Source organism: Pseudoruegeria aquimaris, assembly GCF_900172235.1.
Classification (GTDB): domain Bacteria; phylum Pseudomonadota; class Alphaproteobacteria; order Rhodobacterales; family Rhodobacteraceae; genus Pseudoruegeria; species Pseudoruegeria aquimaris.
Map to the genome: position 1 here is coordinate 1 of NZ_FWFQ01000035.1, position 26,066 is coordinate 26,066.

The following is a 26,066-nucleotide window of genomic DNA, read 5'->3' on the forward strand; positions in this document are numbered from 1 at the left end:
AACGTCCGCGTGGTCAGGACCGTCGACCGAGACCTCTACCGCGAACGCAACAAGGTCGAACGGTTCTTCAATCGTCTCAAACACTTCCGCGGCATCGCAACGCGATACTTCAAAACCGCAGCAAACTTCCTCGCCGCACTTCACCTCGCTTGCTCAAGGCTCTGGATCAGACATTATGAGTCCACGACCTAGGGGGCGCGCCAACCAGCCCCAAGCGCGCCCCGCACGCGAGCGCGGCTTTGCCTCTTGCCAATCCCCCCCGTCCCGCTTATACGGCGCACTTCAATCGCGCGACCGGCTCGAGTGGCATGCCGAGTCGCGTTCAGGACCGACCCATCGAAGGAGACGGAAATGCCCAAGATGAAGACGAAATCGAGCTGCAAGAAGCGGTTCAAGGTGACGGCGTCCGGCCGCGTGAAAACCGGCCAGGCCGGCAAGCGCCACGGCATGATCAAGCGCACCAACAAGTTCCTCCGCAACGCCCGCGGCACCACCACCCTTTCGGCTCCTGATGAGAAGATCATCAAGTCGATGATGCCCTACGCGCGCTAAGGAGAACTGATCAATGTCCCGCGTTACTTCCGGTAAAGTCACCCACGCCCGTCACAAGAAGGTCATCAAGGCTGCCAAAGGCTACTACGGCCGCCGCAAGAATGCCTTCCGCACCGCCACGCAGGCCGTCGACAAGGCGAACCAATACGCCACCCGCGACCGCAAGGCCCGCAAGCGCAATTTCCGCGCGCTCTGGATCCAGCGCATCAACGCCGCCGTCCGTGCGCACGACGAAGCCCTGACCTACTCCCGCTTCATCAACGGCCTGTCGCTGGCCGGCATCGAAGTGGACCGCAAGGTTCTGGCCGATCTGGCCGTGCACGAGCCCGAAGCCTTCGGCGCCATCGTGGACAAGGCGAAAGCCGCCCTGGCCTGATCGCCGCCTCGTTCATTCGAGGGACAGTGAAAGCCGCGTCGCTCCGAAAGGAGCGGCGCGGTTTTTCGTTGCGCTGAGGCCGCCTCTCCACACGCCGCCGGTTAACCCAACGTCACCCCGAATCAGCCAAACTTTGGCCCGTTTTCCCCTGAACACTGGGGAAGCGGTCGGCTAGGTCCGGCCCTGTTGCAGGCAATTCTCAAGGTGGGCCCTCCCCGTGGCGCGTATCAGTGAACTCCATTACTCCAACGCCTATGCCGCCAGCAGCGGCGTGGCCGAATTCCTCGAAGTCTCCCTCGCCCCCGGCGAGGATCCGGCGGACTTCACCGTCTCCTTCTACCAGGCCAACGGCTCCCTCGGCTACGAGCTGACGCTGGACACCCCCGGCGTCTCCGCCACGCTCGACCCCCAGACGGGCGAAATGGTCTACGTGATCTCGGCCGATGTCTTCCCGATCCTGCTGACCGATCCGAACGGAAGCGGCCCCAACAACTACGAGGCCTACGCCCTCACCGACACTTCCGGCAGCCCCGGGACGGTGATCGATTTCTATGACATCGGCGGCGGCACCCAGAACATCACCGCGATCGGCGGCGCCGCGGATGGCGCCACCTCCCAGAGCCTGCCCGTGCTCGTCGGCCCTGAGTCCACGACGACGACTCTCCAGTTCAACCAGCCCAACCCCGACGATCTCACCTACGGCGCGGTCAATCCCGGCGACAGCGGCATCGCCTGCTTCGTGCTGGGCACCGAGATCGACACGCCGCAGGGCCCCCGCCGGATCGAAACGCTCGCCCCCGGCGATCTGGTGCTGACCCGCGATCACGGTCCGCAGCCGCTGCGCTGGATCGGCCGCACCACGGTGCGCGGCACCGGGCGCTTCGCGCCGGTGCGCATCCGGGCCGGGCAGCTCGGCGCCACCCGCGACCTCTGGGTCTCCCAGCAGCACCGCATGCTGCGCAGCGGCTGGCAGGTGGAGCTTCTGCTCGGCGCGGAAGAGGTGCTTGTGCCGGCAAAGCAGCTGATCGACGGTGCCGGCATCGCGCTCGCCCCCTGCGATTGCGTCACCTACATGCACATGCTCTTCGACCGGCACGAGATCGTCACCGCCAACGGCGCCGCCAGCGAAAGCTACTTCCCCGGCGCCACCAGCCTGGCCGAACTCGCCCCCGCCACCGCCGCCGAGATCCGCGCCCTCTTCCCCGGCCTCGACCGCGAAATCGGCTACGGCCCCACCGCGCGCCCCACCACCAGCCACGCCGAGGGCCGCCTGCTGCAACGCGCCGGCTGACCTTTCCTCTCGCCCGAAATACCTCGGGGGTGCGAGGGCGGCGCCCCCGCCCCTCTTGCATTGAAAGCTGTCTGTGATAGGGCATTCCCCGATCAAGAGGAAAAGGCCCGATGGACGGACTGAACGAGCTGAAAAGCCGCTACTTGGAAGCGATTGGGAACGCCGGCGACGAGGCCGCGCTGGAAGAGCTGCGCGTGGCCGCGATCGGCAAGAAGGGCGAGGTTTCGCTGAAGATGCGTGAACTGGGCAGGATGAGCCCGGAAGAACGCCAGGTGGCCGGCCCGGCGCTCAACGCGCTGAAGGATGAGCTGAACGCCGCGCTCGCCGCGAAGAAGGCCGCGCTCGCCGATGCTGCGCTGGATGCACGGCTGAAGACCGAATGGCTCGACATCACCCTGCCGGGCCGCGCCGGCGGCCGCGCCGGGGGCTCCGTGCACCCGATCAGCCAGGTCACCGAGGAGATCACCGCGATCTTCGCCGACATGGGCTTCGCCGTGGCCGAAGGGCCGCAGATCGAAACCGACTGGTACAACTTCGACGCGCTCAACATCCCGCCGCACCACCCTGCGCGGCAGGAGTTCGACACCTTCTACATGCACCGTGCCGAAGGCGACAATCGCCCGCCCCACGTGCTGCGCACCCACACCAGCCCGGTGCAGATCCGCTCTATGGAAAAACAGGGTGCCCCGATCCGCGTCATCGCGCCGGGCCGGGTCTATCGCTCCGACTACGACCAGACCCACACGCCGATGTTCCACCAGGTCGAGGGCCTCGCCATCGACAAGGGCATTTCCATGGCCAACCTCAAGTGGACGCTGGAGGAATTCTGCCGCGCCTTCTTCGAGGTGGATCAGGTGGAGCTGCGCTTCCGCGCCTCCCACTTCCCCTTCACCGAGCCCTCCGCCGAGGTCGATCTGCGCTGCTCCTGGGAAGGCGGCCAGCTGAAGGTGGGCGAGGGCGACGACTGGATGGAGATCCTCGGCTCCGGCATGGTGCACCCGAAGGTGCTGCAGGCCGCCGGCGTGGACCCTGAAGAATACCAGGGCTTCGCCTTCGGTTTGGGCATCGACCGTCTGGCGATGCTGAAATACGGCATCCCCGACCTGCGTGCCTTCTTCGACAGCGACCTGCGCTGGCTGCGCCACTACGGCTTCGCCGCGCTGGACATGCCGACGCTGGCCGGGGGCCTGAGCCGGTGAGTTTCGACGCACTGTTTCGCGGGGTGGCAACCCCGCGTTGCGCCCGACCCGCCCCCCAGGGCGGGCGCAAATGCACCCGCCCCGGGCCGGGCGCAACGCTTCGCACTTCGTCCGAACCGAATTCTCTCCAAGAGGAGACCCGCAGATGAAATTCACTCTCTCCTGGCTGAAAGAGCACCTCGACACCGAGGCCTCGGTCGATGAGATCGCCGAGGCGCTCACCGATCTGGGCCTCGAGGTGGAAGAGGTCGTCAACCCCGCCGAGAAGCTGAAGAGCTTCACGCTGGGCTACGTCGAGAAGGCCGAGAAACACCCGGACGCCGACCGCCTGCGCGTCTGCCAGGTGCGCACCGACGAGGGCGTGAAGCAGATCATCTGCGGCGCCCCCAACGCGCGCGAAGGCATCACCGTCGTCGTCGCCAAGCCGGGCACCTACGTGCCGGGGATCGACACCACGATTCAGGTCGGCAAGATCCGCGGCATCGAAAGCCACGGCATGATGGCCTCGGAACGCGAGATGGAACTCTCCGACGAGCACGACGGCATCATCGAGCTGCCCTCCGGCGAGGTCGGCGAAAGATTCGTGGACTGGCTGGCCCGCAACGCGCCCGAGAAGGTGGATCCGGTGATCGAGATCGCCATCACCCCGAACCGCCCCGACGCGCTCGGCGTGCGCGGCATCGCCCGCGATCTGGCGGCCCGCGGCCTCGGCACGCTGAAACCCGCCCGCGAAGTCAAGGTCGAAGGCAGCTTCGAAAGCCCGCTGAAGGTCACCATCGACGAGGACACTCTGGAAGATGCCCCGCTGTTCATGGGCCGGCTGATCCGCGGCGTGAAGAACGGCCCCTCCCCCGAGTGGCTGCAGAAGCGCCTGAAGGCCATCGGCCTGCGCCCGATCTCGGCCCTCGTGGACGTGACCAACTTCTTCACCTACGACCAGAACCGCCCGCTGCACGTGTTCGACGCCGACAAGGTGCAGGGCAACCTGCGGGTGCACCGCGCCAAGGGCGGCGAGACCCTCGTGGGGCTCGACGAGAAGGAATATACCTTCGCGCCGGGCATGGTGGTGATCTCCGACGACGCCGGCGTGGAAAGCATCGCCGGCATCATGGGTGGGCTCGCGACGGGCTGCACCGAGGAGACGACCAACGTCTTCCTCGAAGCCGCGATCTGGGACACGATCCAGATCGCCAAGACGGGCCGTGCGCTGAAGATCAACTCCGACGCGCGCTACCGCAACGAGCGCGGCATCGATCCGGAATTCAACGCCCAAGCCATCGAGCAGGCGACGCAGATGATCCTCGATCTCTGCGGCGGGGAAGCCTCGGACGTGGTGACCGCCGGCGCCGTGCCGGATGTCTCCCGCGCCTACCGGCTGGACACCGACCGCGTGCAATCGCTCGTGGGCATGGAAATCCCGGCCGACACCCAGCGCGCCACGCTGGAAGCGCTCGGCTTCCGGCTGGAGGGCGACATGGCCCATGTGCCGAGCTGGCGCCCCGACATCCTGGGCGAAGCCGACCTGGTGGAAGAGGTGGCCCGCGTGGCCTCGCTCACCAAGCTTGTCGGCCAGCCGCTGCCGCGCGTTCAGCCCGGCGTGCCGCGCCCGATCCTGACGCCGATGCAGAAGCGCGAATCCATCGCCCGGCGCACCGCGGCCGCGCTCGGCTACAACGAATGCGTGACCTACAGCTTCATCGATCAGAAAAGCGCCGAAGCCTTCGGCGGCGGCTCCGATGCGACGATGCTGGAAAACCCGATCTCCAGCGAGATGAGCCACATGCGCCCCTCGCTGCTGCCCGGACTGCTGCAGGCTGCCGCCCGCAACCAGGCGCGCGGTTTCATGGATCTCGCGCTCTTCGAGGTCGGCCCGGCCTTCCACGGCGGGGAGCCGGAAGACCAGGAAGTGCTGATCACCGGCATCCTGGTGGGTCACACCGGGCCGAAGGACGTGCATGGCACCCGCCGACCGGTGGATGTCTATGATGCCAAGGCCGACGCCGAGGCCATCCTCGCCGCCATCGGCGCCCCGGCCAAGGCCCAGATCATGCGCGGCATGAACGCCTGGTGGCATCCGGGCCGCTCGGGCAAGATCTGCCTCGGCCCGAAGAAGGTCCTTGCCGGCTTCGGCGAGTTGCATCCGCGCGCCATCGAGGCGATGGACGTGAAAGGCCCCGTGGTGGCCTTCGCCATCCACCTCGCCAACGTGCCTTTCCCGAAGTCGAAGTCCACCACCCGCCCGCCGCTCGCCGCGAGCGATTTCCAGGCGGTGGAGCGCGATTTCGCCTTCGTGGTGGATGCGGACGTGGAAGCCCTGACGCTGGTGAACGCCGCCGCCGGGGCCGACAAGGCGCTGATCGAAGAGGTGCGGGTGTTCGACGAGTTCATCGGCGGCTCCCTCGGCGAGGGCAAGAAATCGCTGGCCATCACCGTGCGGCTTCAGCCGACCGACAAGACGCTGAAGGAAAAGGACATCGAGGCCGTCGCGGCCAAGATCGTGGAGAAGGTCGGCAAGGCCACCGGCGGCGTGCTGCGCGGCTGAGCTGGCTGGACTTTCCTGCCTCCGGCGGGGATATTTTCGGAACAAAGTGAAGGGGGCGCGCGCGCCCCTTTCGCATGTTGGAACATGGGGAGAGCGAGAATGCTGAAGGTTTACCTGTCCGGTGAGATCCACACCGACTGGCGTGAGCGGATCATCGAGGGGGCCCGGGATCTGGACGTGCGCTTCTCCGCCCCCGTCACCGATCACGCCGCCAGCGATGATTGCGGCGTGAAGATCCTCGGGGCCGAGGAAAAACCCTTCTGGCACGATCGCAAGGGCGCCGGGATCAACGCGATCCGCACGCGCACCGCCATCGAGGCCGCGGATGTCGTCGTCGTGCGCTTCGGCGAGAAATACAGGCAGTGGAACGCGGCCTTCGATGCCGGCTACGCCGCCGCGCTCGGCAAGAGCCTGATCGTGCTGCATGGGCCGGAGCATCAGCACGCCCTGAAGGAGGTGGATGCTGCCGCCCAGGCGGTGGCGGAAACACCCGAGCAGGTGGTTCAGATCCTGCGCTACGTGCTGACGGGCGCGCTGCCGGGCTAGCCTGGCTTCTGCGACACTGATGGGATCTGAACAACCCGGGTGCGCCCGGCGCCGGTAGCCGAGCGGCGGCACCCGGGCATTCACAGCATGAGGGACATCCGTGCGGGCCTCCGGGGCGCAGGGCCTGCCTGCGCCCCGATGCCAGTGCGTTACGCCGCTTTCAGAACAAGTTGCGGCGAGATCACGTCGATCCCGAGCGCTTTGCCCACGGCGAAATAGGTCAGCTTGCCGGCGTGGACGTTGAGCCCGTTCATCAGGTGCGGGTCGTCCTCGCAGGCCTGCCGCCACCCTTTGTCGGCCAGTGCCAGCATGAAGGGCATGGTGGCGTTGGAGAGCGCGATGGTGGAGGTGCGCGCCACGGCTCCGGGCATGTTGGCCACGCAGTAGTGCATGATGCCGTCCACCTCGTAGATCGGATCCTGGTGCGTGGTGGGGCGGGAGGTCTCGAAGCAGCCGCCCTGATCGATGGCCACGTCCACGATGGCGGCGCCCGGCTTCATCTCCGAGAGCTGCGCGCGGCTCACCAGCTTGGGCGCTGCGGCACCGGGGATGAGCACCGCGCCGATCACCATGTCGGCCTCGCGCACCAGTTCGGCCGTGGCCTCGGCGGAGGCGTAGCGGTTGCGGAACGCCTTCGAGAAGACGTCATCGAGATAGCGCAGGCGCGGCAGGGAGCGATCCAGCACCGTCACTTCCGCGCCCATGCCGGCGGCGATGCGCGCGGCGTGGGTGCCGACGACGCCGCCGCCGATCACCAGCACCTTGGCCGGGCCGACGCCGGGCACGCCGCCGAGCAGAACCCCCCGGCCCCCGTTGGCCTCCTGCAGCGTCCAGGCGCCGACCTGCGGCGCCAGCCGGCCCGCCACTTCGGACATGGGCGCCAGCAGGGGCAGCCCGCCGCGATCGTCGGTCACGGTTTCATAGGCGATGGCGGTGCAGCCGCTGGCCAGCAGATCCTTCGTCTGTTCCGGATCGGGGGCGAGGTGCAGGTAGGTGAACAGCAGCTGGCCTTCGCGCAGCATCCTGCGCTCCACCGCCTGCGGCTCCTTCACCTTCACGATCATCTCCGCAGTGGCGAAGATCTCCTCCGCTGTGTCGAGGATGGCCGCGCCGGCGGCGATGTAATCCTCGTCGGTGAAGCCGGCCCCGTTGCCGGCACCGCGCTCCACCACCACGCTGTGGCCGTGGGCAACGGCTTCGCGCGCGGCGGCCGGCGTGAGGCCGACGCGGAATTCCTGGGGTTTGATCTCTTTCGGGCAACCAATTTTCATGGGCTCTCTCCCTTCCCTTGATGGGGCAATTATCGGGCAGCCCGCGTGAAATCGGATTGTAAACTCTGCCCGATCCGCCTAGCTTTTTCGAAGCTTCTACGAAGCTGATCCCATAATGAGCGAAGGACCTTGCACGAAATGGAACTAGACAGCACGGATCGTCGAATCCTGACCGTTCTTCAGAAGGCCGGGCGGATCTCCAACGCCGATCTGGCCGAACGGATCAACCTGTCGGCTTCCGCCTGCCACCGCCGCGTGCAGCGGCTGGAGGCGGAAGGCTACATCAAGGATTACGTCGCCCTTCTGGATTCGCGCAAGCTCGGCCGGCCGACGACCGTCTTCGTCGAGATCACCCTGTCGGGGCAGGCCGACGAGGTGCTGGAAGCTTTCGAGCGTGAGGTGGCCAAGATCCCGGACGTGCTGGAATGCCATCTGATGGCGGGCACGGCGGATTACCTGCTGAAGGTCGTCGCCGAGGACACCGAGGATTTCGCCCGCATCCACCGCCGCCACCTCGCCCGCCTGCCCGGTGTGGCGCAGATGCATTCCTCCTTCGCCCTGCGCACCGTGTTCAAGACGACGGCGCTACCGGTATGATCGGGCATTGGCCTACCAGAGCGTTTTGCGGGCGCGGGCGGGCCATTCCTGATCATAGGTTTCGCCGTCGAAGCGCCCGTCCGTCATCTCCGACAGCAGGGCCCCGGCCGAGGGCAGCCCTTCTGATTGATCCTCGCCGTTCCAGAGCCCGGCGCGCATGAGGGCGCGGGCGCATTGGAAATAGATCTCCCCGATCTCGACGACGATCACGCTGCGCGGTTGCCGGCCCCTGTCGGAAAACCGCGCGAGAAGCGCCGGCGCGGCGCTCACGAAGGCGGTGCCGTTCACCCGGACGACCATGGTGGAGCCCGGCACGAAGAAGGTGAGCGACACGCGCCCGTCCCGCAGGATGTTGCGCAGGGAATCCATCCGGTTGTTGCCGCGCCAGTCGGGCATGGCGAGGGTGCCGGGATCGAGCTCCGCAACCACCGGCCCGTCATCGCCGCGCGGCGAGCAGTCCGTGCCCTCGGGGCCGACGGTGGAGAGGGTGCAGAACCGGCTGCGGGAGATGAAGGCCCGGTAGCCCGGCGTCATGCGGCGGGCGACCTTCACCAGCGAGGCTTCCGCCGGGGTGCCGTAAAGCGCCTCCAGCTGGTCGAGTGTTTCGATCCTGTCCATGGGGCGCTCTCCTTGGGGTGAGCCGTCAGGGTGTGACGGGGAAGCCGGCCTCGGCCATCAGCGCATCGGAGCGGGTTTCCACCACCTCTTCGAGCTGTTTCATGAAGGTATCGCGGTCCAGTCCGGCGGGGATGCGGGGCAGAAATTCCACCACCGCCAGGCCGGGCTTGCGATAGACGCCGTGGCGTGGCCAGAAGACGCCCACGTTGGTGGCCGCCGGCACGCAGTCCGAGCCGGTCTGCTCATAGAGGATGGCGGGGCCGACCTTGTAGGGCAGCTTCACCCCGGGCGCGACCCGCGTGCCCTGCGGGTAGATGATCAGCTGGCCGGGCTCCTGCCGACCGGAATTCACGTCTTCCACCATCTTCGCGATAGCCTTGCCGCGCTTGCCGCGATCCACCGGCACGCAGCCGATGCGCATGGCGTAGTAGCCCAGGATCGGCGCCCATTTGAGCTGCTTCTTCATGATGAACTTCGGGCGCGGGGTGACGCTCACGATGAGGATGATGTCGAAGAAGCTCTGGTGCTTGGCCGCGATCAGCACTTCATCGGTCGGGATCTCCCCGCGCACCTCGCTCTTCAGCCCCAGCATCCAGGCGGCCGTCCAGCGCACGTAGCGGCACCAGGTGTGAATGGCCCGGAAGGCCCAATCGCGTTTCCAGATCGCCAGCGGCGTGAAGAAGAGCGCCATCAGGAACATCATCAGGTAGATCTGGAAAGAGAAGAAGAGAGAGCGCAGCCAGCGCCAGGCATAGGCCATCAGGTCAACTCCTTGAGCGTGCGGAAGGCGGCCATGCGGGTCGCCCAGAAGGCGACGAAGGCCGCGAGCAGGGGGATCGCCGGCAGCCAGGCCCATTCCAGCCCCTCGAAGCCGAGCCCCGTGAGAAAGCCGTCGCGCGTGGCCTCCCCGGGCAGGAAGGCTACGGCCAAAGCGGCCAGCGCGGTGCCGACTGTGGCGCCGAACAGCGCCCGCAGCGTGAATCGGCGCACGAAGGCCCGCGCGATGTAGACGTCCCGCGCCCCGACGAGGCGCATGACCCAGATCACCTGCGCATTCGCCGAAAGCGCCGCGTTGGCGGCGAGGGTGATCATCACCGCCGTCGTGGCCCCGATCAGCACGAGCGAGAACAGACCGAGCGCGCGCAGCCTGTCGGCGGCCTGCACCAGCGGCGCCCGCCAGCGGGCGTGATCGTCGAAGACGGCGCCCGGCACCTCGGCGGAGAGCCGCAGCCGCAGCCCCTCTGCATCCAGCCCCTCGCCGCCTTCCTCGATCTCGATCAGCTGCGGCAGGGGCAGCGTGTCGATGGGCAGATCCGGGCCGAACCACGGCGTGAGCAGCGCCTGCTGCTCTTCGGTCGAGAGCACCCGCGCCACGGCAACGCCGGGGGTGGTGCGCAGGACGTTCAGGGCGGCCTCCGTCTGCGCCTGGATCTGCCCGGCAGGCGCGGCGATGCGCACCGTGGCCGTGCGCGCCAGCTCGGCGCTCCAGCGCTCGGCGATGCGCTCCGTCGTCAGGGAAAGCGCCAGCGCGAAGACGGCAAGAAAAGACATCGCGGCGGCGGCGAAGACGGTGAGGCTGGCAGTGAAGCCGGTGGGCGGCACGGCCCGGTCCGCCTGGGCATCGCCCAGCAGGAAGCCGCGGAAGCTTGCGATGGTCACGCGTTCCCTCACAGGTCCGCCCCCGCCGAGATCAGCCTGCGGTCCGCGATGCGCAGGGTGCGGGTGTTCACCTGCGCCTTGGCCGCGCGGATCAGGTTGAGATCATGGGTGGCCACCATGATGGCGGTGCCCATGCGGTTGAGCTCCACCAGCAGCGACAGCAGGCGCTGGCTCATGTCCCAGTCCACGTTGCCGGTGGGTTCGTCGGCGAGGATCACGTCGGGCGCGTTGATCACCGCGCGCGCCAGCGCCGCCCGCTGGCGCTCGCCGCCCGAAAGCTCGGGCGGGCGCCTGTCGGCCTGGTGGGAGAGACCGACCCAGGCCAGCAGGGACTCCAGATCGCCACGGGCGCTCTCGGGATCCTTGCCGTTCACCGTCAGCGGCAGGGCCACGTTCTCGATCACCGGCAGATGGTCGAGGAACTGGCAATCCTGGTGCACCACGCCGATCCGGCTGCGGCTGCGCGCGATGTCGTCGCGGGTCATCTGGGCGGCATCCCGCCCGAAGACGGAGACCCGCCCGGAGGTGGCCATCAACTCGAGGTAGCACAGCTTGAGAAGGGTGGTTTTCCCGGCGCCGGAAGGGCCGGTGAGAAAGTGGAACGACCCCGGGGTGATCGACAGCGACACCCCCGAAAACAGCTCCCGCCCGCCGTAATTGTAGGCCACGCTCTGCAGGTCTATCACGCGTTCCGTCTCCCTCGCTTCTGCGCCACTTTTGCCGAAGCGGGCGACCGGATTCAATGCGTGCTTGAGCAAAACCTTTGAATTCCCGCACCCTTTTGATAGGATTAACGAAATTTGGGGCCAACGAGAAAAACAATCCCGCCATGCGGGAACTGGGGGCACGATGCGGCTGATTTGCCCGAATTGCGATGCGCAATATGAAGTGGATGATGCGGTCATTCCCGATGACGGCAGGGATGTGCAATGCTCCAACTGCGGGCACACGTGGTTTCAGAAACCGGCCCATCTGGATGCGGAGCTGAGCGAGGAGCTGGCCGAGGAAGGCTTCGGCCCGGCCGCGGCGGTGGAGCTCGAAGCAGATGACGACGCGGAGGAAGCGCCCCATGACGCCGCCGACGCGCCCGATCCCGAAGAGGCCCAAGACGGCTACGAAGAGGAAGATGACACCGCCGAGGCCGCGGATGACGCGGGCTACGAAGAGGGCGAGGCGGAGGAAGACGTGGCGCTGCCCAACCTCACGGACGAGGATGAAGAAGAAGAGCCCGTCGACGAGGAATACGAGGATGCCAGCGCTCCCATCGGGCAGAGCGTGCTGGCCCAACGCCAACGTACGCTGGATGAATCCATCCTCGGCATCCTGAAGGAAGAGGCCGAGCGCGAGGCGCTGGCGCGCCAGCGCGAGGCGCAGTCCGGGCTGGAAACCCAGGGCGATCTCGGGCTCGGCGAGCCGGAGGAAAAGCCCAGCGAACCGATGACCCCGGTGCAGGAGCGCACGGCGCGGCTGCGGGGGATCGAACCCGCGGAAGAAGAGGGCGAAGAGACGCGCAAGGATCTCCTGCCCGACATCGAAGAGATCAATTCCTCGCTGCGGCCCGCGACCGAGCGCGAGGGGGCGCCCGAGCCGTTGGAGCCGGAGGAGGCCGAACGCGCCCAGCGCCGCGGCTTCCGCATCGGATTCAGCCTGATGATCTTCCTGATCGTGATCCTGATCTGTGCCTATGCCTACGCGCCGACGATCATCGAAACGGTGCCGGAGAGCCAGGCCGCCATGGGGCAGTACGTGGATTTCGTGAACGAGAGCCGCGTGACGCTGAACGGCTGGATGAGCGATCTGGCCGCGAAACTCTCCAGCCTCGGCGGCGGATCAGAAGCGGTCCAATAGGCGCTTGAAATACTCCAGTTCGAAGCCCGGGCGTTCCTGATTGCCCGATTTCTCGCGCAGGGATTCCAGCAGGTCCCGCGCGCGGCGATAGACGTCTTCGCCCTGAAGCAGGTCTTCGTCGGTGCCGACGTTGCCCATCGATCCGGCGTCGCGTCCGAGCGGATCGCGCGCATTGGGCCGGGTGTTGCCGAAGGCTTCGCCCTGCTGGCCGCCCTGCTGTTGCTGCTGCTGTTGCGCCATGGCGTCACCAAGGTTGCGCATCCCCTCGCGCAGGGCCTCCATCGCATCCGCCTGGCGATCCAGCGCCTCGGGCAGATCGTTCCGGCGCAGCGCCTCTTCGGCGCCGTCCATCGCCTCGCCCGCCCGATCGAGAGCCTCGCGGGCGGCCTCGCCTTCCGGGGTTCCGGCGCCCGGCAGATTGCCCTGCTGGCGCTCCAGTTCGTTGCGTAGGGCCTGCTGGCGATCGGCGAGGCTGCCGGCCATGTCGCCCTCTTCGCCGCCCTGCCCCTGCTGGCCCTCGGCCTGCTGCTGGCCGCCGCCTTCGCCCTGCTGTTCGCCCTGCCCCTGACCCTGGCCCTGCCCGTCATGGCTCTGGCCACGGCCTTCGCCGCCGTTGCGGCCTTCGTTCTGCTGGCTCTGGCCGGCCTGGGCGCCGGGGTTGTATTGCTCCTGCAGGTCGCGGAAGGCTTCGTCCGAAAGGCCCTGCTGCTGGCGCAGCGTGTCGGCGAGACCCTCCATCGCCTCCTGGCCCGGGCTCTGCTGGCCCTGCCCGCCCTGGGTGACCTGCATGTTCTCCATCATCTGCCGCAGCTGATCCAGGAGCTGCTGCGCCTCGGCCATCCGGCCCTGTTCCATCAGTTCCTGGATGCGGTCCAGCATGTCCTGCAGCTGATCGCCGGTGATCTCCTGCGACTGACCGTTCTCGGCCTGCTGCTGCTGGTCGCCGCCTTCCTGCGCCTGCTCGGCGAGCTGGCGCATGTAATCCTGCATCGCCTCGCGCAACTCCTGCATCAGCTCGGCGATTTCCTGATCCGTCGCACCGTCGCGCATCGCCTGCGACAGGCGATCCTGCGCCCGGCGCAGCCGCTCCAGCGCGTCCGACAGATCGCCGTCCTCGATCTGCACGGCCAGATCCCAAAGCACCTGCGCGAATTCATCACGGGCTTCCGGCGTCAGCCCGAGATCCGTTGCGAACTCCAGGCGGCGCATCATCACCCGCAGCTTGAGGTAATCGGTTTCGCGGGCGAAGAGCCCCTCGGGCTTGTAGGTCACCGCCTTCAGAAGCTGCACCACGCGCGGCGCGTTCTCCCGCGTCCAGAGCAGATCACGGCGCTGCTCGATCAGGGCCGCGGCCAGCGGATCGAAGAACCGCCGTCCGGGCAGGATCATCTGCGCCGCCGCGCTTTCTCCCACCTGCCCGAGCGCATCTTCCACATGCAGTGTCAGCGTGACGGGGAGGCCGGCCCAGGGGTGCTCGGCGAAGGTGCCCACCAGCGTTTCCTCGAAACCCGCGCGATCGCCCGAGATCGTCAGCGGCAGATCCAGCACGATCGGCGCGCGGGGTTCGGGCGCCGCGGCAAGGCCGTAGCGGCGATCCAGCGCCGCCTCGTCCAGCGCGATCGTCGCGGTGCCGGAGACGACGGCATAGTCATCCTTGGCGTAGAACGGTTGGCGCAACTCGCCGCCCAAGGTGGTTTCGGCCTTGGCCGAGAGGATCACGCTCGGCGGCTTGTCGGCGATCATCGAGATCGTCCACTCCGCCCCTCCGGGGCCGTCGATCTTCAGGTGGCCGGAGGTGGTGACGGTGAAATCCTGCGCCGGGTCCGCCGCGCTCTGGGTGACTTCGGTGCGGCCCGAGACCGTCTCGTCCACGGTGAGCGCGCCGATCTCGCCATACAGGCGCAGCGTCACCTCGCTGCCCTGCGGGATGCGGAGCGGCCCCGGCGGCAGATCGTTCAGATAGAGGCTCGGCAGGCCGGTGTAGCGGGGCGGCTCGATCCAGCCTTCCCAGCTCGGACCCGCGGCGGCGATCGCATCGCCCCCGGCGCCGGGCGCCATCTCGCCCACGCTCGCCACTTTCAGGAAGGAGCCGAACAGCAGCCCGGTGAGAAACACGAGCAGCGCGACGTAGCGCAGGGCGTAGGGGTCGCGCGACGCCATCCGCAGATCCGGTTCGGCCGGGCGTGCACCCTCCAGCTGCCGCGCCATGCGCGCAACATGCGCCTTCCAGACGGCCTCGGAGGCGGTATCCCCGGCGCCGATGGCCTGGGTGTCGCGCACCGCCGCCAGCGGACGCCCGGGCAGGCTGGCATCGAGCCGCGCCTCGGCCTCGGCCTCGCTCGGCCAGTGGAAGTGGCGCAGTCCGCGCCAGCCGAAGTAAAGGAATGCGGACAACCAGATCAGGGCCAGCGCCCAGACTGCCTCGAGCGCCAGTGCATCCTGCACGCCGAGCATCAGCGCCCCGGCGGCCGCGAAGACAACGCTCCACAGGGGCCAGAACGCGCGCGTCAGGCGCTCGGCCACCATGCCCCAGCGCGTCAGGCGCAGGGGCCACTGGATGCCCTTCAGGGCCTCGGGGGTGTCGTCGGTCTGCTCCGGCATGCTCCCTGTTCCTTGCGGCGCAGGGGGGCTGCGCCCGTCAGAGCCACGAGGGTATGGTATCGCGGCTGATCATTTCTTCATAGGTAGGGCGTGAACGGATTACGGCGAATTGATCGCCATTCACCAGCACCTCCGGGATCAGCGGGCGCGAATTGTATTCCGAGCTCATGACGGCACCATAGGCCCCGGCGGAGCGGAAGGCCACCAGATCGCCGGCCGCAAGCGGCGGCATCAGGCGCTGCTTGGCGAAGGTATCGCCGGTTTCGCAGACCGGCCCCACGATGTCGTAGGGGTGCTGCTCCACACCCGGCGCGGGCTCCTGCACCGGCACGATGTCGTGGTAGGCCTCGTACATCGCCGGGCGGATCAGATCGTTCATCGCCGCATCGAGGATGAGGAAATCCCGCCCTTCGCCGTTCTTCACGTAGATCACGCCGGAAACGAGGATGCCCGCGTTGCCCGAGATCAGCCGGCCCGGCTCGATCTCGATCTCGCAGTCCAGGTGGCCCAGCGTCTCCTTCACCAGGGCGCCGTATTCCACGGGCAGCGGCGGTGCGGCGTTGGAGCGCTCGTAGGGGATGCCAAGCCCGCCGCCCAGATCGAGGCGCCGGATCTCGTGGCCTTCCGCGCGCAGCACGCCCGTCAGCTCGGCCACCTTCTCGTAGGCCAGCCGGAAGGGCTCCAGCTCGGTGAGCTGGGAGCCGATGTGCACGTCGATGCCCACCACGTCGAGCCCCGGCATGGCGGCGGCCTCGGCATAGACCTCCTTCGCGCGCGCGATCGGGATGCCGAATTTGTTCTCGCTCTTGCCAGTCGCGATTTTGGCGTGGGTTTTCGCGTCCACATCCGGGTTCACGCGGATGGCGATGGGCGCGCGCACCCCGAGGCTCATGGCCACCTCATTGAGGGCCACCATCTCGGGCTCACTCTCCACGTTGAACTGCCGGATGCCGCCTTCCAGCGCCGCGCGCATCTCTTCGCGGGTCTTGCCCACGCCGGAGAAGACGATCTTCTCACCCGGCACGCCGGCGGCCTTGGCGCGGGCGTATTCGCCCCCGCTCACCACGTCCATTCCGGCCCCGGCCTCGGCCAGCACCCGCAGCACCGCCTGGTTGCTGTTGGATTTCATCGCGAAGCAGACGAGATGTTCGCCCCAGGCCAGCGCGTCGTCGAACAGCCGGAAATGGCGTTGCAGCGTGGCGGTCGAATAGACGTAGAAGGGCGATCCGACGGCGGCGGCGATCGTCGGGACGGGAACGTCCTCGGCGTGCAGCACGCCCGCCCGGTAGAGAAAGTGATCCATCAGACAATGGGCCTTGTGCGCAGGAACAGAAACAGCGGCAAGCCGCAGCTCACGCCGATACACCAGGTGGCGGGAATCGCCCAGAGGGCAATCCAGTTTTTGCGCACGTATGTTTCGCTGAAGACCCAGATCGTCAGCGCCACAGCCGAAATCGTAAGATCCCAGACAAGCCCGCTCGTGGCATCGTTCACGTGCCAGGCATCCGCCATGGCGGTGAGCGAGAAGCCGAACTCCATGAACCAGCTGATGAAGTAGTACATCGGCCAGATCGCCCCGATCACGGCAAGGGCTAGGTAGGTGTATCGCAGCGGCATGGCAGGTGTCTCCGAAGGGCTGTTCTCTCGCTCCCAGAGGTAGCACAGAGCGCGCCTGCGAAAACCCTGCATCTTCAGGCCGGTGGCCTCAGTCGAGGACGACGCCGACCTTGATTTCGCCGGAGAGGGAGACATTGGGCCCGGCGCTGCCCGACGCCCTGGATTGCGATTGCGAGGCATTGGGCGCGACGGGCGCGCCATCCACGCCGCAGGCGGCAAGAAGCGCGAGGCACAGCAGGGCGGAAAGCGGCTTCACGGCGTCACCAGCCCCAGCCCCAGCCCCAGCGCGGCCCGCCGGTGCCCACGCCCACGCGCACGTTGCCGGTGCCCACGGAGATCCCGGCGCCGTCGGTGCCGACATAGACGCTGGTGTTGCCCCCGGTGCTGGTGGAGATGCCGGCACCGCCGGTGCCCACGTAGGCGGTGGAATTCTGGCCCACGTCCCCAGAGACGCCCGCGTTGACCGAAACGTCGCCGCCGCCACCGCTCACGCCCACGCCGGCGTTCGGGTTGCTGCACGCGGCGAGCAGGGCGAAAAGGCAAATGGCGAACAGGCGTTTCATCCGAGCAACTCTTTCCAACGGCCAATCTGGAGCCGGACCTGATCCGGCGCGGTGCCGCCGTAGGACTGGCGGCTCGCCACCGAATTATGCACACCCAGCACATCAAATACAGAGGCGTTGATCGCCGCGTGCACGGATTGCATCTCCTCCAGCGAGAGATCGGGCAGATCGCAGCCCTTCTTCTCGGCCATGGCCACGAGCGTGCCGGTCACGTGGTGGGCATCGCGGAACGGCATGTTCAGCTCCCGCACCAGCCAGTCGGCCAGATCGGTGGCGGTGGAAAAGCCCGAGGCGGCGGCGGCTTCCAGCGCGGGGCGGTTGGCCGTCATGTCCGAGACCATCCCCGTCATCGCGGCGAGCGAGAGCATCAGGCTGTCGGCGGCGTCGAACACCTGCTCCTTGTCTTCCTGCATGTCCTTGGAATAGGTCAGCGGCAGCCCCTTCATCACCGTGAAAAGCCCCACCATCGCGCCCATGATGCGGCCGATCTTCGCGCGGATCAGCTCGGCGGCGTCCGGGTTCTTCTTCTGCGGCATGATCGAGGAGCCGGTGGAGAAGCGGTCCGACAGCACCACGAAGCGGAACTGCGCGCTGGACCAGATCACAAGTTCCTCGGCGAAGCGGCTCAGATGCATGGCGCAGATCGTGGCGCAGGAGAGGAACTCCAGCGCGAAATCGCGGTCCGCCACCGCGTCCAGCGAGTTGGCGGCGGGGCGGTCGAAGCCCAGCGCCTCGGCCGTCATGTGGCGATCGATCGGGAAGGAGGTGCCCGCCAGCGCGGCGGCGCCGAGGGGCGATTCGTTCATCCGGGCGCGGGCATCGCGGAAGCGGCTCATGTCGCGGCCGAACATCTCCACGTAGGCCATCATGTGGTGCCCCCAGGTGACGGGCTGGGCCGTCTGCAGGTGGGTGAAGCCCGGCATCACCCAGTCCGCGCCCGCCTCGGCCTGCGCCAGAAGCGCGCGGATGAGCGCCTCGATGCCTTCGATGGCGGCGTCCATCTGGTCGCGCACCCAGAGTTTGAAATCGGTGGCCACCTGGTCGTTGCGGCTGCGGCCCGTGTGCAGCCGGCCCGCGGGCTCGCCGATCAGATCCTTCAGCCGCGCCTCCACGTTCATGTGGATGTCTTCGAGCGCCTTGGAAAACGGAAAATTCCCGCCCTCGATTTCTGACAACACCGTGAGCAGACCTTCCCGAATGGCCTCCGCATCGCTATCGGTAATGATGCCCTGCGCGGCGAGCATCGCCGCATGGGCGCGGGACCCGCGAATATCCTGGGCCGCCATCCGCTTGTCGAAATCGATCGAGGCGTTGATCGCCTCCATGATCGCATCGGGGCCAGCGGCAAAGCGGCCGCCCCACATGGCGTTGGAGGCAGAGGCGTTCGGGGTGTCGTTCGTCATGGTTGTCTGGCCCTTTGCTGGCCCTCGGAGGGATGAATGCGCTTGTTACGGTCTGCCGTTCTCTATACGGCCCTCGCGCTTGGTGCAAACGCTGGCTTCGCCGATACGGCGGCGGTGGAGGCGATGCGGGACGGAGACATGAAGAAGCTCATGTTCCATGCGGAGCCCAAGCCTGTCTCGGCGGTGCCCTTCACCGATCCCGAGGGCGGCAGCCACGCGCTGTCGGACTACGCGGGGAAATACGCGCTGGTGAACTTCTGGGCCACCTGGTGCGCGCCCTGCCGCAAGGAGATGCCCTCGCTCGACAGGCTTCAGGCCGCGCTGGAGGGCGAGGCCTTCGAGGTGGTGACGATCGCAACCGGGCGCAACCCGCAGCCCGCCATCGACAAGTTCTTCCGGCAGGCCGAGATCTCGAATCTTCCGGTTCTGCTCGATCCGAACATGGCGCTCGCGCGGGAGACGGGCGTGCTCGGCCTGCCGGTCACCATCCTGCTGGATCCCGAAGGGCGCGAGATCGCGCGGCTGATCGGCGATGCCGAATGGGACAGCGAAAGCGCCATCGCGATCATGCGCGAACTGGCGGCCGGCGCGGGCAGCTAGGCTAGAAGGCCGCGAGGCGCTCCACGAACCAGAAAGCGGCAAGCCCGCCCACAGCGTAGGGCACGGCGCGGGTGATCGTCGCGCCGATCAGCGTCGCCTTGTCCAGGAGGACCGGCAGGATGCGCGCCAGCAGCCAGCCGACCGAGAGCACCACGAGGATGAACAGGATCTGCCCCGCCTCCACCCCGAGGTTGAAGGCCAGCAGCGCCAGCCAGATTTCCTGCTGCGGCAGCCCGATCTCAAGGAGCGCGCTGCCAAAGCCGAGCCCGTGCAGCAGGCCGAAGCCGAAGCACACCATCCAGGGGAACCGCTCCGAAAGCCGCGCCGGCCCGTCTCCGCGCTTGAGCACCTCGGCGGCCAGGAACATGATCGACAGCGCGATGATCGCCTCCACCGGCGGCCCGGGCACGATGAGCCAGCCCAGCGCGGCGGCGGCGAGCGTGAAACTGTGGGCCACGGTGAAGGCCGTGACGGCCCCCAGCAGGCGCCAGCGATCCCGGATCAGCAGCAGCAGCGCAAAGACGAACAGCAGGTGATCCAGCCCTTCGAGGATATGCTCCACGCCCAGCCCGAAATAGCTGACCAGAACCTCGCGCGCGCCCGGAGCGCGCGGCACGGCGAAGGCCGGCTCCTTGGCGGTGAGCCGCTGCGCCTCGCCCTGCCCCGGCGCGATCTCGTAGCGCACCAGCACGTCGGTGCGGGTGGCTTCCAGCCCCTCGATGCGGATCTCGCCCCCGGCCAGCCCGCCTGGGCAGGCGGTGATCCACTGCGTGACCCAGCCCGCGCCGTCGAACCGGGGTTCAGGCCCCCTGCGCAGCGTGCAGGCCTCCGGCAGAAGCGCGTCGATCTCCATCGGCCGCCCCTGCACGTCGGGGCGGCGCCAGAACGCCCGGTAGTCGTCATCGCCGAGAGCCTGGACTTCCAGATAGCCGGGCTGGAGCGCATGGGTCAGGCCCTGCGACGGCAGCGCAACGGCGGCCAGCACCAAGGCGAACAGAGCATACGCCAGACGTGTCACTGGGCGGCCTCCACGCGCTCGACGGTGTAGCGGCTCATCAGGAATTCACGCTGCTTTTCCGCCATTTCCTCGGCGCGGGCCTGCTTCAGGTCGGCCAGCACGCGCTCACGCACCTGTTCGAGCGGCAGGGTCTCGGCCGGGATCTTCTCGGTGATGCGCACGAGGTGCAGCCCGTAGCCCGAGGCCACCGGCCCGATCCATGCGCCCTCCTGCGCCGCCGACAGGGCTTCGAAGAGCCGCGGGCCGAACTGCCCCGAGATCGCCCCCTCGCCGGAAGGCGGCACCTCAGGCGGCAGCAGGCTCATCCGCCCCTGCGTGCGCCAGTCCGCGCCGCCGTCGAGCGCGGCCTTCAGCGCCGCGACATCGGCCTGCGAAGCGGTATCGCCGAGGTAGATCTGCTGGAAGCCGATCCGCGCCGGGCGGGTGTAGTCGGCGGCATGGTCCTCGTAGTAGGCGGCGATCTCCGCGTCCGTCGGCTGCACCGCATCCGCGGCCGCCGAGGCGAGGAACTCCATCTTCTGGCGCAGGCGCTGCCGGATCACCGCGTCGTTCTGATCCATCCCGAGGGCCAGCGCCTCGCGCACGAGCACCTCTTCGTAGACGTAATTCTCCACGAGGCCGGCGAGGGCCTCTTCCGTCGGCGCGCGGTTCCACACCGCCTCGTAGTTCTGGCGCAGGCGCTCGATGTCGCCTTCGTCCACGCGGATGATGCGTTCGCCCTCCGCCTCGCCGGCATCCGGATTGCGCAGGGCGAACACCGCGAAGAGGATCGCGCCGATCAGGAAGAAGTGCAGCAGGGGCTCGCCAAGGGCCTTGCGGATCATGGTTCGGCAGCCTTTTCGGATTGTTTTCACGCGCTTGCCCGCAGGGAAGCATATAGCGCGCATCACTGTCCAGCCGCCGGCTCCGGACCCCGCGCCAAGGCGGCGGCGCCCCAAACGAACGAAAAAACGCCCCGAACCGTGGATTCGCCAGGGCAGGCAAAGTGAAACACGGTCCGGGGCGCCGGGAGGCCGAAGCCCCCCTGGGGATGCGCGCGGCGCAGCGCGTTCTTGGTGGCTGAAACAAACAGGTCATCAGGCAGCTCGCACAGCCGCCGTGTGCACAACTCCACGGCAACCACCACCGAAATAACAAGCAACAAGTGCAGGTACTGAAAAAAACCTCGAACGCCCAAACGCCTCGCCCCGGCAACTTGGCCCGACCAGCGTGAAGGCCCCGTTATGCCCCTGTTAACGCGCCCGATTTTCCCTGCTCCACATGGCCTGCACGCCGATGTCCCGCCGATGACCCCACGTCCGGATTGACAGCCGCGCCCCCTCTGCCCGACCTTCTGCGGCGGGAGGACATCATGCCACTGACGGTTCTGGGGCCGCTCGTCGTGTTCGGCCTGCTCGCCATAGCGCTGACGATCCGCGTGCTGCGGGTGTCGCAGCCGTTCAGTTTCGACAGCGAAGCCGATGCCGTTGCCGCGCTCGCGCGCCACATGCCGGGCCGTCGCGCCACCGGCGTCATGCTTTCGGCCGATCGGCGCAGCGCCCTCGTGGAAACGCCCGAGGGCGGCGTGCTGATCTGGGCCTTCGGTGCCGACACCGTTGCCCATGCGCTGCACGGCGCCACCCCGGCACCCACGCGCGACGGCCTGCGCGTCCGCCTGCATGATTTCGCCGCCCCGGGCCCGCGCCTCGCGCTCACGCCGCAGGAACGCGATGAATGGCAACGCAAGATCGAGGACCTCGCCGCATGACCGACATGCTCACCTATCCCGACATCGTCAATTTCGCGGTGCCCTTCTTCATCGCCGCCATCCTCGCCGAGATCGTCTGGATCGCCACCACGCGCCGGGGCGGGCGCTACGAGATGCAGGATGCGATGACCTCGCTCATCATGGGCGCGGGCAGCGTGGCCAGCGGCATCATGCTGGGCTTCATCGCCTGGGGATTCTTCATGTTCCTCTGGGCGCTCACGCCGCTGGATCTGGGCACCTCGGTCTGGGTGGTGGCGCTCTGCTTCGTGCTCGACGATCTGCGCTACTACTGGGTGCACCGCTTCGGCCATCGCATCCGCTGGGTCTGGGCGAGCCACGTGAACCACCACTCCAGCCAGCACTACAACCTGACAACCGCCCTGCGGCAGACATGGACGGGCACCTTCACCTTCATGATGATCGTGCGCGCGCCGCTGATCCTGATGGGCTTTCACCCGGCGATGGTGCTCTTCGTTGGCGGCATCAACCTGATCTACCAGTTCTGGATCCACACCGAGGCCATCGGCCGGATGCCCCGCTGGTTCGAAGCGGTGATGAACACGCCCAGCCACCACCGCGTCCACCACGGACGCAATGCCCGCTACCTCGACGCGAACTACGCCGGCGTCTTCATCATCTGGGACAAGCTCTTCGGCACCTTCGTGCCCGAACAGGACGACGAGAAGGTGGATTACGGGCTCGTCTCCAACATCGGGACCTTCAACCCGCTGCGCGTGGCCTTCCACGAGTGGATCGCCGTCTTCCGGGACATGTCCCAGCCCGGCCTCACCCTGCGCCAGCGGCTTGGATACGCGATCAACCCGCCGGGCTGGCGCCACGACGATCCCGGCCGGGGCACCGAATCCCTGAAGGCCGACTACGTGCGCCGCCACCCGGAGGTGGCCGGAACGCCGGGCTTCGAGAACTACCGCCCCTGAATCGCCTTCACCTTCTCGTGGCAGGGGCAGGTGACGAGATGATCGTTAACCATGCCGACGGCCTGCATGAAGGCATAGACGATCGTCGGCCCGCAAAAGCGGAAGCCCGCCTTCTTCAGATCCTTCGAGATCTGCTTTGAAAGCGGCGTCTCCGCCGGCACCTCGGCGAGGGAAGTGAAGCGGTTCTGGATCGGCACGCCGCCGACGTAATCCCAGAGGAAGCGATCGAACCCCTGCGCCGCCTCGATCCGCTGCCACGCCTGCGCGTTGCCGATCGTCGCCTCGATCTTGCCGCGGTGGCGCACGATGCCCGGATCCCCCAGCAGGCGCCGGACCTCGGCCTCTCCCCAGCCGGCGATCACATCGGGATCGAACCCGGCGAAGGCCTTTCGGAAATTGTCCCGTTTCTTCAGGATCGTGATCCAGCTCAGCCCGGCCTGGAAGCCGTCGAGGATGAGCTTCTCCCACAGCGCCCGGCTGTCGTATTCGGGAACGCCCCATTCGGTGTCGTGGTAGGCGTGGTAGATCGGATCGTTCCCGGCCCAGCCGCAACGCTCCATGAAGGCTTCCCCCTGCTGGCCCCGGCGCCCTCCGCACCGCGCGGACGCGTCCGGGTAGAGAATAAAATTAGAGCGAAATGGGAATCTTTACCACCGATAAACCGTTCCCCGGCAAAGCTGTCGGCAACGCGGAAAGGAGGCTTGGATGCAGAAGAAGCAGGATGACCGTCTGAGAGATGTCCCACCCCATCACGAAAGCCCCCTTGCGCAGGCCACGGCCCAGCGCAACCGCGATACCTTGAGCATGGTGGAGCGCGCGCTCGCCCACAATGAAATCGCGCTCGCCTACCAGCCGGTGATGCGGGCCAGACCGGGCGGCGGCATCGCCTTCTGGGAAGGGCTCATCCGCGTGTTCGACGAAACCGGCCGGGTGATCCCCGCGCGGGAGTTCATCGGCGCCGTGGAGGAGCGGGATCTGGGCCGCCGGATCGATTGCGCCGCGCTGGCACTTGGGCTGCGCACGCTGGCGCAGCAGCCTGACCTGCGGCTCTCCATCAACATGTCCGCCCGCTCCATCGGCTACCCGCTGTGGCAGCGCACGCTGGAAGCCGGCCTGTCGGAGTCGCCGCGCATCGCCGAGCGCCTGATCCTCGAGATCACCGAAAGCAGTGCGATGCTCATGCCCGAGATCGTCACAACCTTCATGGCCGGCCTGCAGGACAAGGGCGTGGCTTTCGCGCTGGATGATTTCGGTGCCGGATTCACCGCCTTCCGCTACCTCAAGCAGTTCTACTTCGACATCCTGAAGATCGACAGCCAGTTCATCCGCGGGATCGCCACGGATCCGGACAACCAGGTCCTTGCACGGGCGCTTCTCTCCATCGCGGAACACTTTGACATGTACACGGTGGCGGAAGGCGTCGAATCACGCGCCGATGCGGAATACCTCACCTCTCTCGGGGTGGATTGCATGCAGGGCTATTTCTTCGCCGCACCCACCATCTACCCGCCCTGGGTTGCCGATTCCGGGCGGAAACGCGCCTGATTGCACAGGATCGAGGCATCTGCCCGAAATGTGAGACACCCTGTCCGTTGCCGTTTCGCAGCAATATCCCTACCACTTATGCTGCACCGGCGAGATCACTGGCCGCGCGTGCCGTGGCCGAGCCTTGCCAGATTTCATTTGGGAGAGGACTCTACTCCATGACGAATGTCGTTATCGCCTCCGCCGCCCGCACGCCGGTCGGTTCTTTCCTCGGTTCCTTTGCGAATACCCCCGCCCACGACCTCGGCAAGATCGTGCTCGAAGCCATCGTCGAGCGGGCCGGCATCGAGAAGGGCGAAGTTTCCGAAACCATCCTCGGCCAGGTTCTGACCGCCGGCCAGGGCCAGAACCCGGCCCGCCAGGCGCATGTCAACGCCGGCCTGCCGATCGAAAGCGCCGCCTGGGGCATCAACCAGGTCTGCGGCTCCGGCCTGCGCGCCGTGGCGCTCGGCGCTCAGCACATCATGCTCGGTGACGCCGAGATCGTGGCCGCCGGCGGCCAGGAGAACATGTCCATGTCGCCCCACGTGGCCAACCTGCGTCAGGGCCAGAAGATGGGCGATCTGAAATACATCGACTCCATGATCCGCGACGGCCTCTGGGATGCCTTCAACGGCTACCACATGGGCCAGACCGCCGAGAACGTGGCCGAGAAATGGCAGATCTCCCGCGAGCAGCAGGACGAGTTCGCCGTGGCCTCCCAGAACAAGGCCGAGGCCGCCCAGAAGGCGGGCAAGTTCGCCGACGAGATCACCCCCGTCACCATCAAGACGCGCAAGGGCGACATCGTGGTGGACAGCGATGAATACATCCGCCACGGCGCCACGCTCGAAGCCATGCAGAAGCTGCGCCCGGCCTTCACCAAGGACGGCAGCGTCACCGCCGGCAACGCCTCCGGCCTGAACGACGGCGCCGCCGCCGTGCTGCTGATGAGCGCCGAGAACGCCGAGAAACGCGGCATCAAGCCCCTCGCCCGCATCGCCTCCTACGCGACCGCCGGGCTCGACCCCTCCGTCATGGGCGTGGGCCCGATCTACGCCTCCCGCAAGGCGCTGGAGAAGGCCGGCTGGTCCGTCGGCGATCTGGATCTCGTGGAAGCCAACGAGGCCTTCGCCGCCCAGGCCTGCGCCGTCAACAAGGACATGGGCTGGGATCCGTCCATCGTGAACGTGAACGGCGGCGCGATCGCCATCGGCCACCCCATCGGCGCCTCCGGCTGCCGGGTGCTCAACACGCTGCTGTTCGAGATGCAGCGCCGCGATGCCAAGAAGGGCCTTGCGACACTTTGCATCGGCGGCGGCATGGGCGTTGCCCTCTGCGTCGAACGCGACTAAGACAATCGGGCGCGCAACAAAATTGCGCGCCCCAATTTTTTTGGGAAATTTGATTACCTGCCCGGGAGGATGATCCATGGCGAAAACGGCACTTGTCACCGGCGGCACGCGCGGTATCGGCGCGGCCATTGCGAAGAAACTCAAAGCCGAGGGCTACAACGTGGCCGCGACCTACGGCGGCAACGATGAGGCCGCCGCGGC

General features: G+C 67.3%; 29 protein-coding genes. 15 read left to right on the forward strand and 14 right to left on the reverse strand.

Annotation, left to right across the window (positions count from 1 at the left end; translation table 11 throughout):
• The 7 genes from PSA7680_RS16885 to PSA7680_RS16915 all read left to right on the forward strand — a co-directional run.
• A partial coding sequence (locus tag PSA7680_RS16885) for a transposase (protein ID WP_217808310.1) occupies nt 1-192 on the forward strand: 192 nt, incomplete at its 5' end.
• A 159-nt stretch (nt 193-351) separates the two neighbouring features.
• Nucleotides 352-552 (forward strand): 50S ribosomal protein L35, encoded by a 201-nt coding sequence (rpmI, locus tag PSA7680_RS16890; protein ID WP_085869861.1) that lies wholly within the window; start codon nt 352-354, stop codon nt 550-552.
• Nucleotides 553-565: 13 nt separating this feature from the next.
• Entirely contained in the window at nt 566-928 is a 363-nt protein-coding gene (rplT, locus tag PSA7680_RS16895; protein ID WP_085869862.1) for a 50S ribosomal protein L20, read from the forward strand.
• A gap of 217 nt (nt 929-1,145) precedes the next feature.
• Nucleotides 1,146-2,219 carry a Hint domain-containing protein gene (locus PSA7680_RS16900; RefSeq protein WP_085869863.1) on the forward strand — a complete coding sequence of 358 codons (1,074 nt, stop codon included), beginning with the start codon at nt 1,146-1,148 and terminating at the stop codon, nt 2,217-2,219.
• A 110-nt stretch (nt 2,220-2,329) separates the two neighbouring features.
• Complete coding sequence (gene pheS, locus PSA7680_RS16905) at nt 2,330-3,418, forward strand: phenylalanine--tRNA ligase subunit alpha (protein ID WP_370738574.1); 1,089 nt, start codon at nt 2,330-2,332, stop codon at nt 3,416-3,418.
• 145 nt (nt 3,419-3,563) lie between these two features.
• The gene (gene pheT / locus PSA7680_RS16910; RefSeq protein WP_085869864.1) at nt 3,564-5,960 is read left to right on the forward strand and encodes a phenylalanine--tRNA ligase subunit beta; all 2,397 of its coding nucleotides are present in this window, start codon (nt 3,564-3,566) and stop codon (nt 5,958-5,960) included.
• 99 nt (nt 5,961-6,059) lie between these two features.
• Entirely contained in the window at nt 6,060-6,506 is a 447-nt protein-coding gene (locus tag PSA7680_RS16915; protein WP_085869865.1) for a YtoQ family protein, read from the forward strand.
• A 149-nt stretch (nt 6,507-6,655) separates the two neighbouring features.
• Here the strand turns inward: PSA7680_RS16915 and ald are convergent, their stop codons facing one another.
• Entirely contained in the window at nt 6,656-7,777 is a 1,122-nt protein-coding gene (gene ald, locus PSA7680_RS16920; protein ID WP_085869866.1) for an alanine dehydrogenase, read from the reverse strand.
• Between the two features lie 138 nt (nt 7,778-7,915).
• Between ald and PSA7680_RS16925 the strand changes: the two genes are divergently transcribed.
• Entirely contained in the window at nt 7,916-8,374 is a 459-nt protein-coding gene (locus tag PSA7680_RS16925) for an Lrp/AsnC family transcriptional regulator (protein ID WP_085869867.1), read from the forward strand.
• Nucleotides 8,375-8,386: 12 nt separating this feature from the next.
• Here PSA7680_RS16925 and PSA7680_RS16930 read toward each other — a convergent pair whose 3' ends face one another.
• The 4 genes from PSA7680_RS16930 to PSA7680_RS16945 are packed head-to-tail and all read right to left on the reverse strand — an operon-like array spanning nt 8,387 to nt 11,337.
• Entirely contained in the window at nt 8,387-8,992 is a 606-nt protein-coding gene (locus PSA7680_RS16930; protein WP_085869868.1) for a pyridoxamine 5'-phosphate oxidase family protein, read from the reverse strand.
• A gap of 25 nt (nt 8,993-9,017) precedes the next feature.
• Complete coding sequence (locus PSA7680_RS16935) at nt 9,018-9,752, reverse strand: lysophospholipid acyltransferase family protein (RefSeq protein WP_085869869.1); 735 nt, start codon at nt 9,750-9,752, stop codon at nt 9,018-9,020.
• Entirely contained in the window at nt 9,752-10,651 is a 900-nt protein-coding gene (locus PSA7680_RS16940) for a cell division protein FtsX (RefSeq protein WP_085869870.1), read from the reverse strand. The genes PSA7680_RS16935 and PSA7680_RS16940 overlap by 1 nt, the downstream gene beginning before the upstream one ends.
• Nucleotides 10,652-10,659: 8 nt before the next feature.
• Nucleotides 10,660-11,337, reverse strand: coding sequence for a cell division ATP-binding protein FtsE (locus PSA7680_RS16945; protein ID WP_085869885.1), 678 nt, complete (start codon nt 11,335-11,337; stop codon nt 10,660-10,662).
• A 163-nt stretch (nt 11,338-11,500) separates the two neighbouring features.
• On the opposite strand from PSA7680_RS16945, the gene PSA7680_RS19005 reads away from it, so the two are divergent.
• Nucleotides 11,501-12,499: a zinc-ribbon domain-containing protein gene (locus tag PSA7680_RS19005; protein WP_245824723.1), complete on the forward strand. Its 999-nt coding sequence runs from the start codon at nt 11,501-11,503 to the stop codon at nt 12,497-12,499.
• Here PSA7680_RS19005 and PSA7680_RS16955 read toward each other — a convergent pair.
• From PSA7680_RS16955 to argH, 6 genes are all read right to left on the reverse strand, one after another.
• Nucleotides 12,482-15,100, reverse strand: a complete 2,619-nt coding sequence (locus PSA7680_RS16955; protein WP_085869871.1) for a TIGR02302 family protein — start codon at nt 15,098-15,100, stop codon at nt 12,482-12,484. The genes PSA7680_RS19005 and PSA7680_RS16955 overlap by 18 nt on opposite strands.
• A 37-nt stretch (nt 15,101-15,137) precedes the next feature.
• Complete coding sequence (gene lysA / locus PSA7680_RS16960) at nt 15,138-16,403, reverse strand: diaminopimelate decarboxylase (protein ID WP_085869872.1); 1,266 nt, start codon at nt 16,401-16,403, stop codon at nt 15,138-15,140.
• Nucleotides 16,403-16,717: a DUF2834 domain-containing protein gene (locus tag PSA7680_RS16965; protein WP_085869873.1), complete on the reverse strand. Its 315-nt coding sequence runs from the start codon at nt 16,715-16,717 to the stop codon at nt 16,403-16,405. The genes lysA and PSA7680_RS16965 overlap by 1 nt, the downstream gene beginning before the upstream one ends.
• Nucleotides 16,718-16,805: 88 nt before the next feature.
• Entirely contained in the window at nt 16,806-16,973 is a 168-nt protein-coding gene (locus PSA7680_RS18795; RefSeq protein ID WP_176244174.1) for a hypothetical protein, read from the reverse strand.
• Between the two features lie 4 nt (nt 16,974-16,977).
• A complete protein-coding gene (locus PSA7680_RS16970) occupies nt 16,978-17,280 on the reverse strand; it encodes a hypothetical protein (protein WP_085869874.1) in 303 nt (100 codons plus the stop codon).
• On the reverse strand, nt 17,277-18,683 hold the full coding sequence (argH, locus tag PSA7680_RS16975; protein WP_085869875.1) for an argininosuccinate lyase: 1,407 nt from the start codon (nt 18,681-18,683) through the stop codon (nt 17,277-17,279). The genes PSA7680_RS16970 and argH overlap by 4 nt, the downstream gene beginning before the upstream one ends.
• Nucleotides 18,684-18,719: 36 nt before the next feature.
• Here argH and PSA7680_RS16980 point away from each other — a divergent pair, with 36 nt between their 5' ends.
• A complete protein-coding gene (locus PSA7680_RS16980) occupies nt 18,720-19,283 on the forward strand; it encodes a TlpA disulfide reductase family protein (protein ID WP_085869876.1) in 564 nt (187 codons plus the stop codon).
• A gap of 1 nt (nt 19,284) precedes the next feature.
• Here PSA7680_RS16980 and PSA7680_RS16985 read toward each other — a convergent pair whose 3' ends face one another.
• Both PSA7680_RS16985 and PSA7680_RS16990 read right to left on the reverse strand, forming a co-directional pair.
• Nucleotides 19,285-20,301 carry a HupE/UreJ family protein gene (locus tag PSA7680_RS16985; RefSeq protein ID WP_245824725.1) on the reverse strand — a complete coding sequence of 339 codons (1,017 nt, stop codon included), beginning with the start codon at nt 20,299-20,301 and terminating at the stop codon, nt 19,285-19,287.
• Nucleotides 20,298-21,125 (reverse strand): peptidylprolyl isomerase, encoded by an 828-nt coding sequence (locus tag PSA7680_RS16990; protein ID WP_176244175.1) that lies wholly within the window; start codon nt 21,123-21,125, stop codon nt 20,298-20,300. Before PSA7680_RS16990 ends, PSA7680_RS16985 begins: the two co-directional genes overlap by 4 nt.
• A 527-nt stretch (nt 21,126-21,652) precedes the next feature.
• Here PSA7680_RS16990 and PSA7680_RS17000 point away from each other — a divergent pair.
• Together PSA7680_RS17000 and PSA7680_RS17005 are read left to right on the forward strand one after the other, a co-directional pair.
• The gene (locus PSA7680_RS17000; RefSeq protein ID WP_085869879.1) at nt 21,653-22,048 is read left to right on the forward strand and encodes a hypothetical protein; all 396 of its coding nucleotides are present in this window, start codon (nt 21,653-21,655) and stop codon (nt 22,046-22,048) included.
• Nucleotides 22,045-22,986 (forward strand): sterol desaturase family protein, encoded by a 942-nt coding sequence (locus tag PSA7680_RS17005; RefSeq protein ID WP_085869880.1) that lies wholly within the window; start codon nt 22,045-22,047, stop codon nt 22,984-22,986. The genes PSA7680_RS17000 and PSA7680_RS17005 overlap by 4 nt, the downstream gene beginning before the upstream one ends.
• Here the strand turns inward: PSA7680_RS17005 and PSA7680_RS17010 are convergent.
• Complete coding sequence (locus tag PSA7680_RS17010) at nt 22,974-23,546, reverse strand: DNA-3-methyladenine glycosylase I (protein ID WP_085869881.1); 573 nt, start codon at nt 23,544-23,546, stop codon at nt 22,974-22,976. The two genes, PSA7680_RS17005 and PSA7680_RS17010, sit on opposite strands and share 13 nt — an antisense overlap.
• A 145-nt stretch (nt 23,547-23,691) precedes the next feature.
• On the opposite strand from PSA7680_RS17010, the gene PSA7680_RS17015 reads away from it, so the two are divergent.
• The 3 genes from PSA7680_RS17015 to PSA7680_RS17025 form a co-directional block, all read left to right on the forward strand.
• Complete coding sequence (locus PSA7680_RS17015) at nt 23,692-24,531, forward strand: EAL domain-containing protein (protein WP_085869882.1); 840 nt, start codon at nt 23,692-23,694, stop codon at nt 24,529-24,531.
• Between the two features lie 158 nt (nt 24,532-24,689).
• The gene (locus PSA7680_RS17020; protein ID WP_085869883.1) at nt 24,690-25,865 is read left to right on the forward strand and encodes an acetyl-CoA C-acetyltransferase; all 1,176 of its coding nucleotides are present in this window, start codon (nt 24,690-24,692) and stop codon (nt 25,863-25,865) included.
• A 76-nt stretch (nt 25,866-25,941) separates the two neighbouring features.
• Nucleotides 25,942-26,066 (forward strand): SDR family NAD(P)-dependent oxidoreductase (locus PSA7680_RS17025; protein WP_139838708.1); only part of this gene is annotated, 125 nt, incomplete at its 3' end.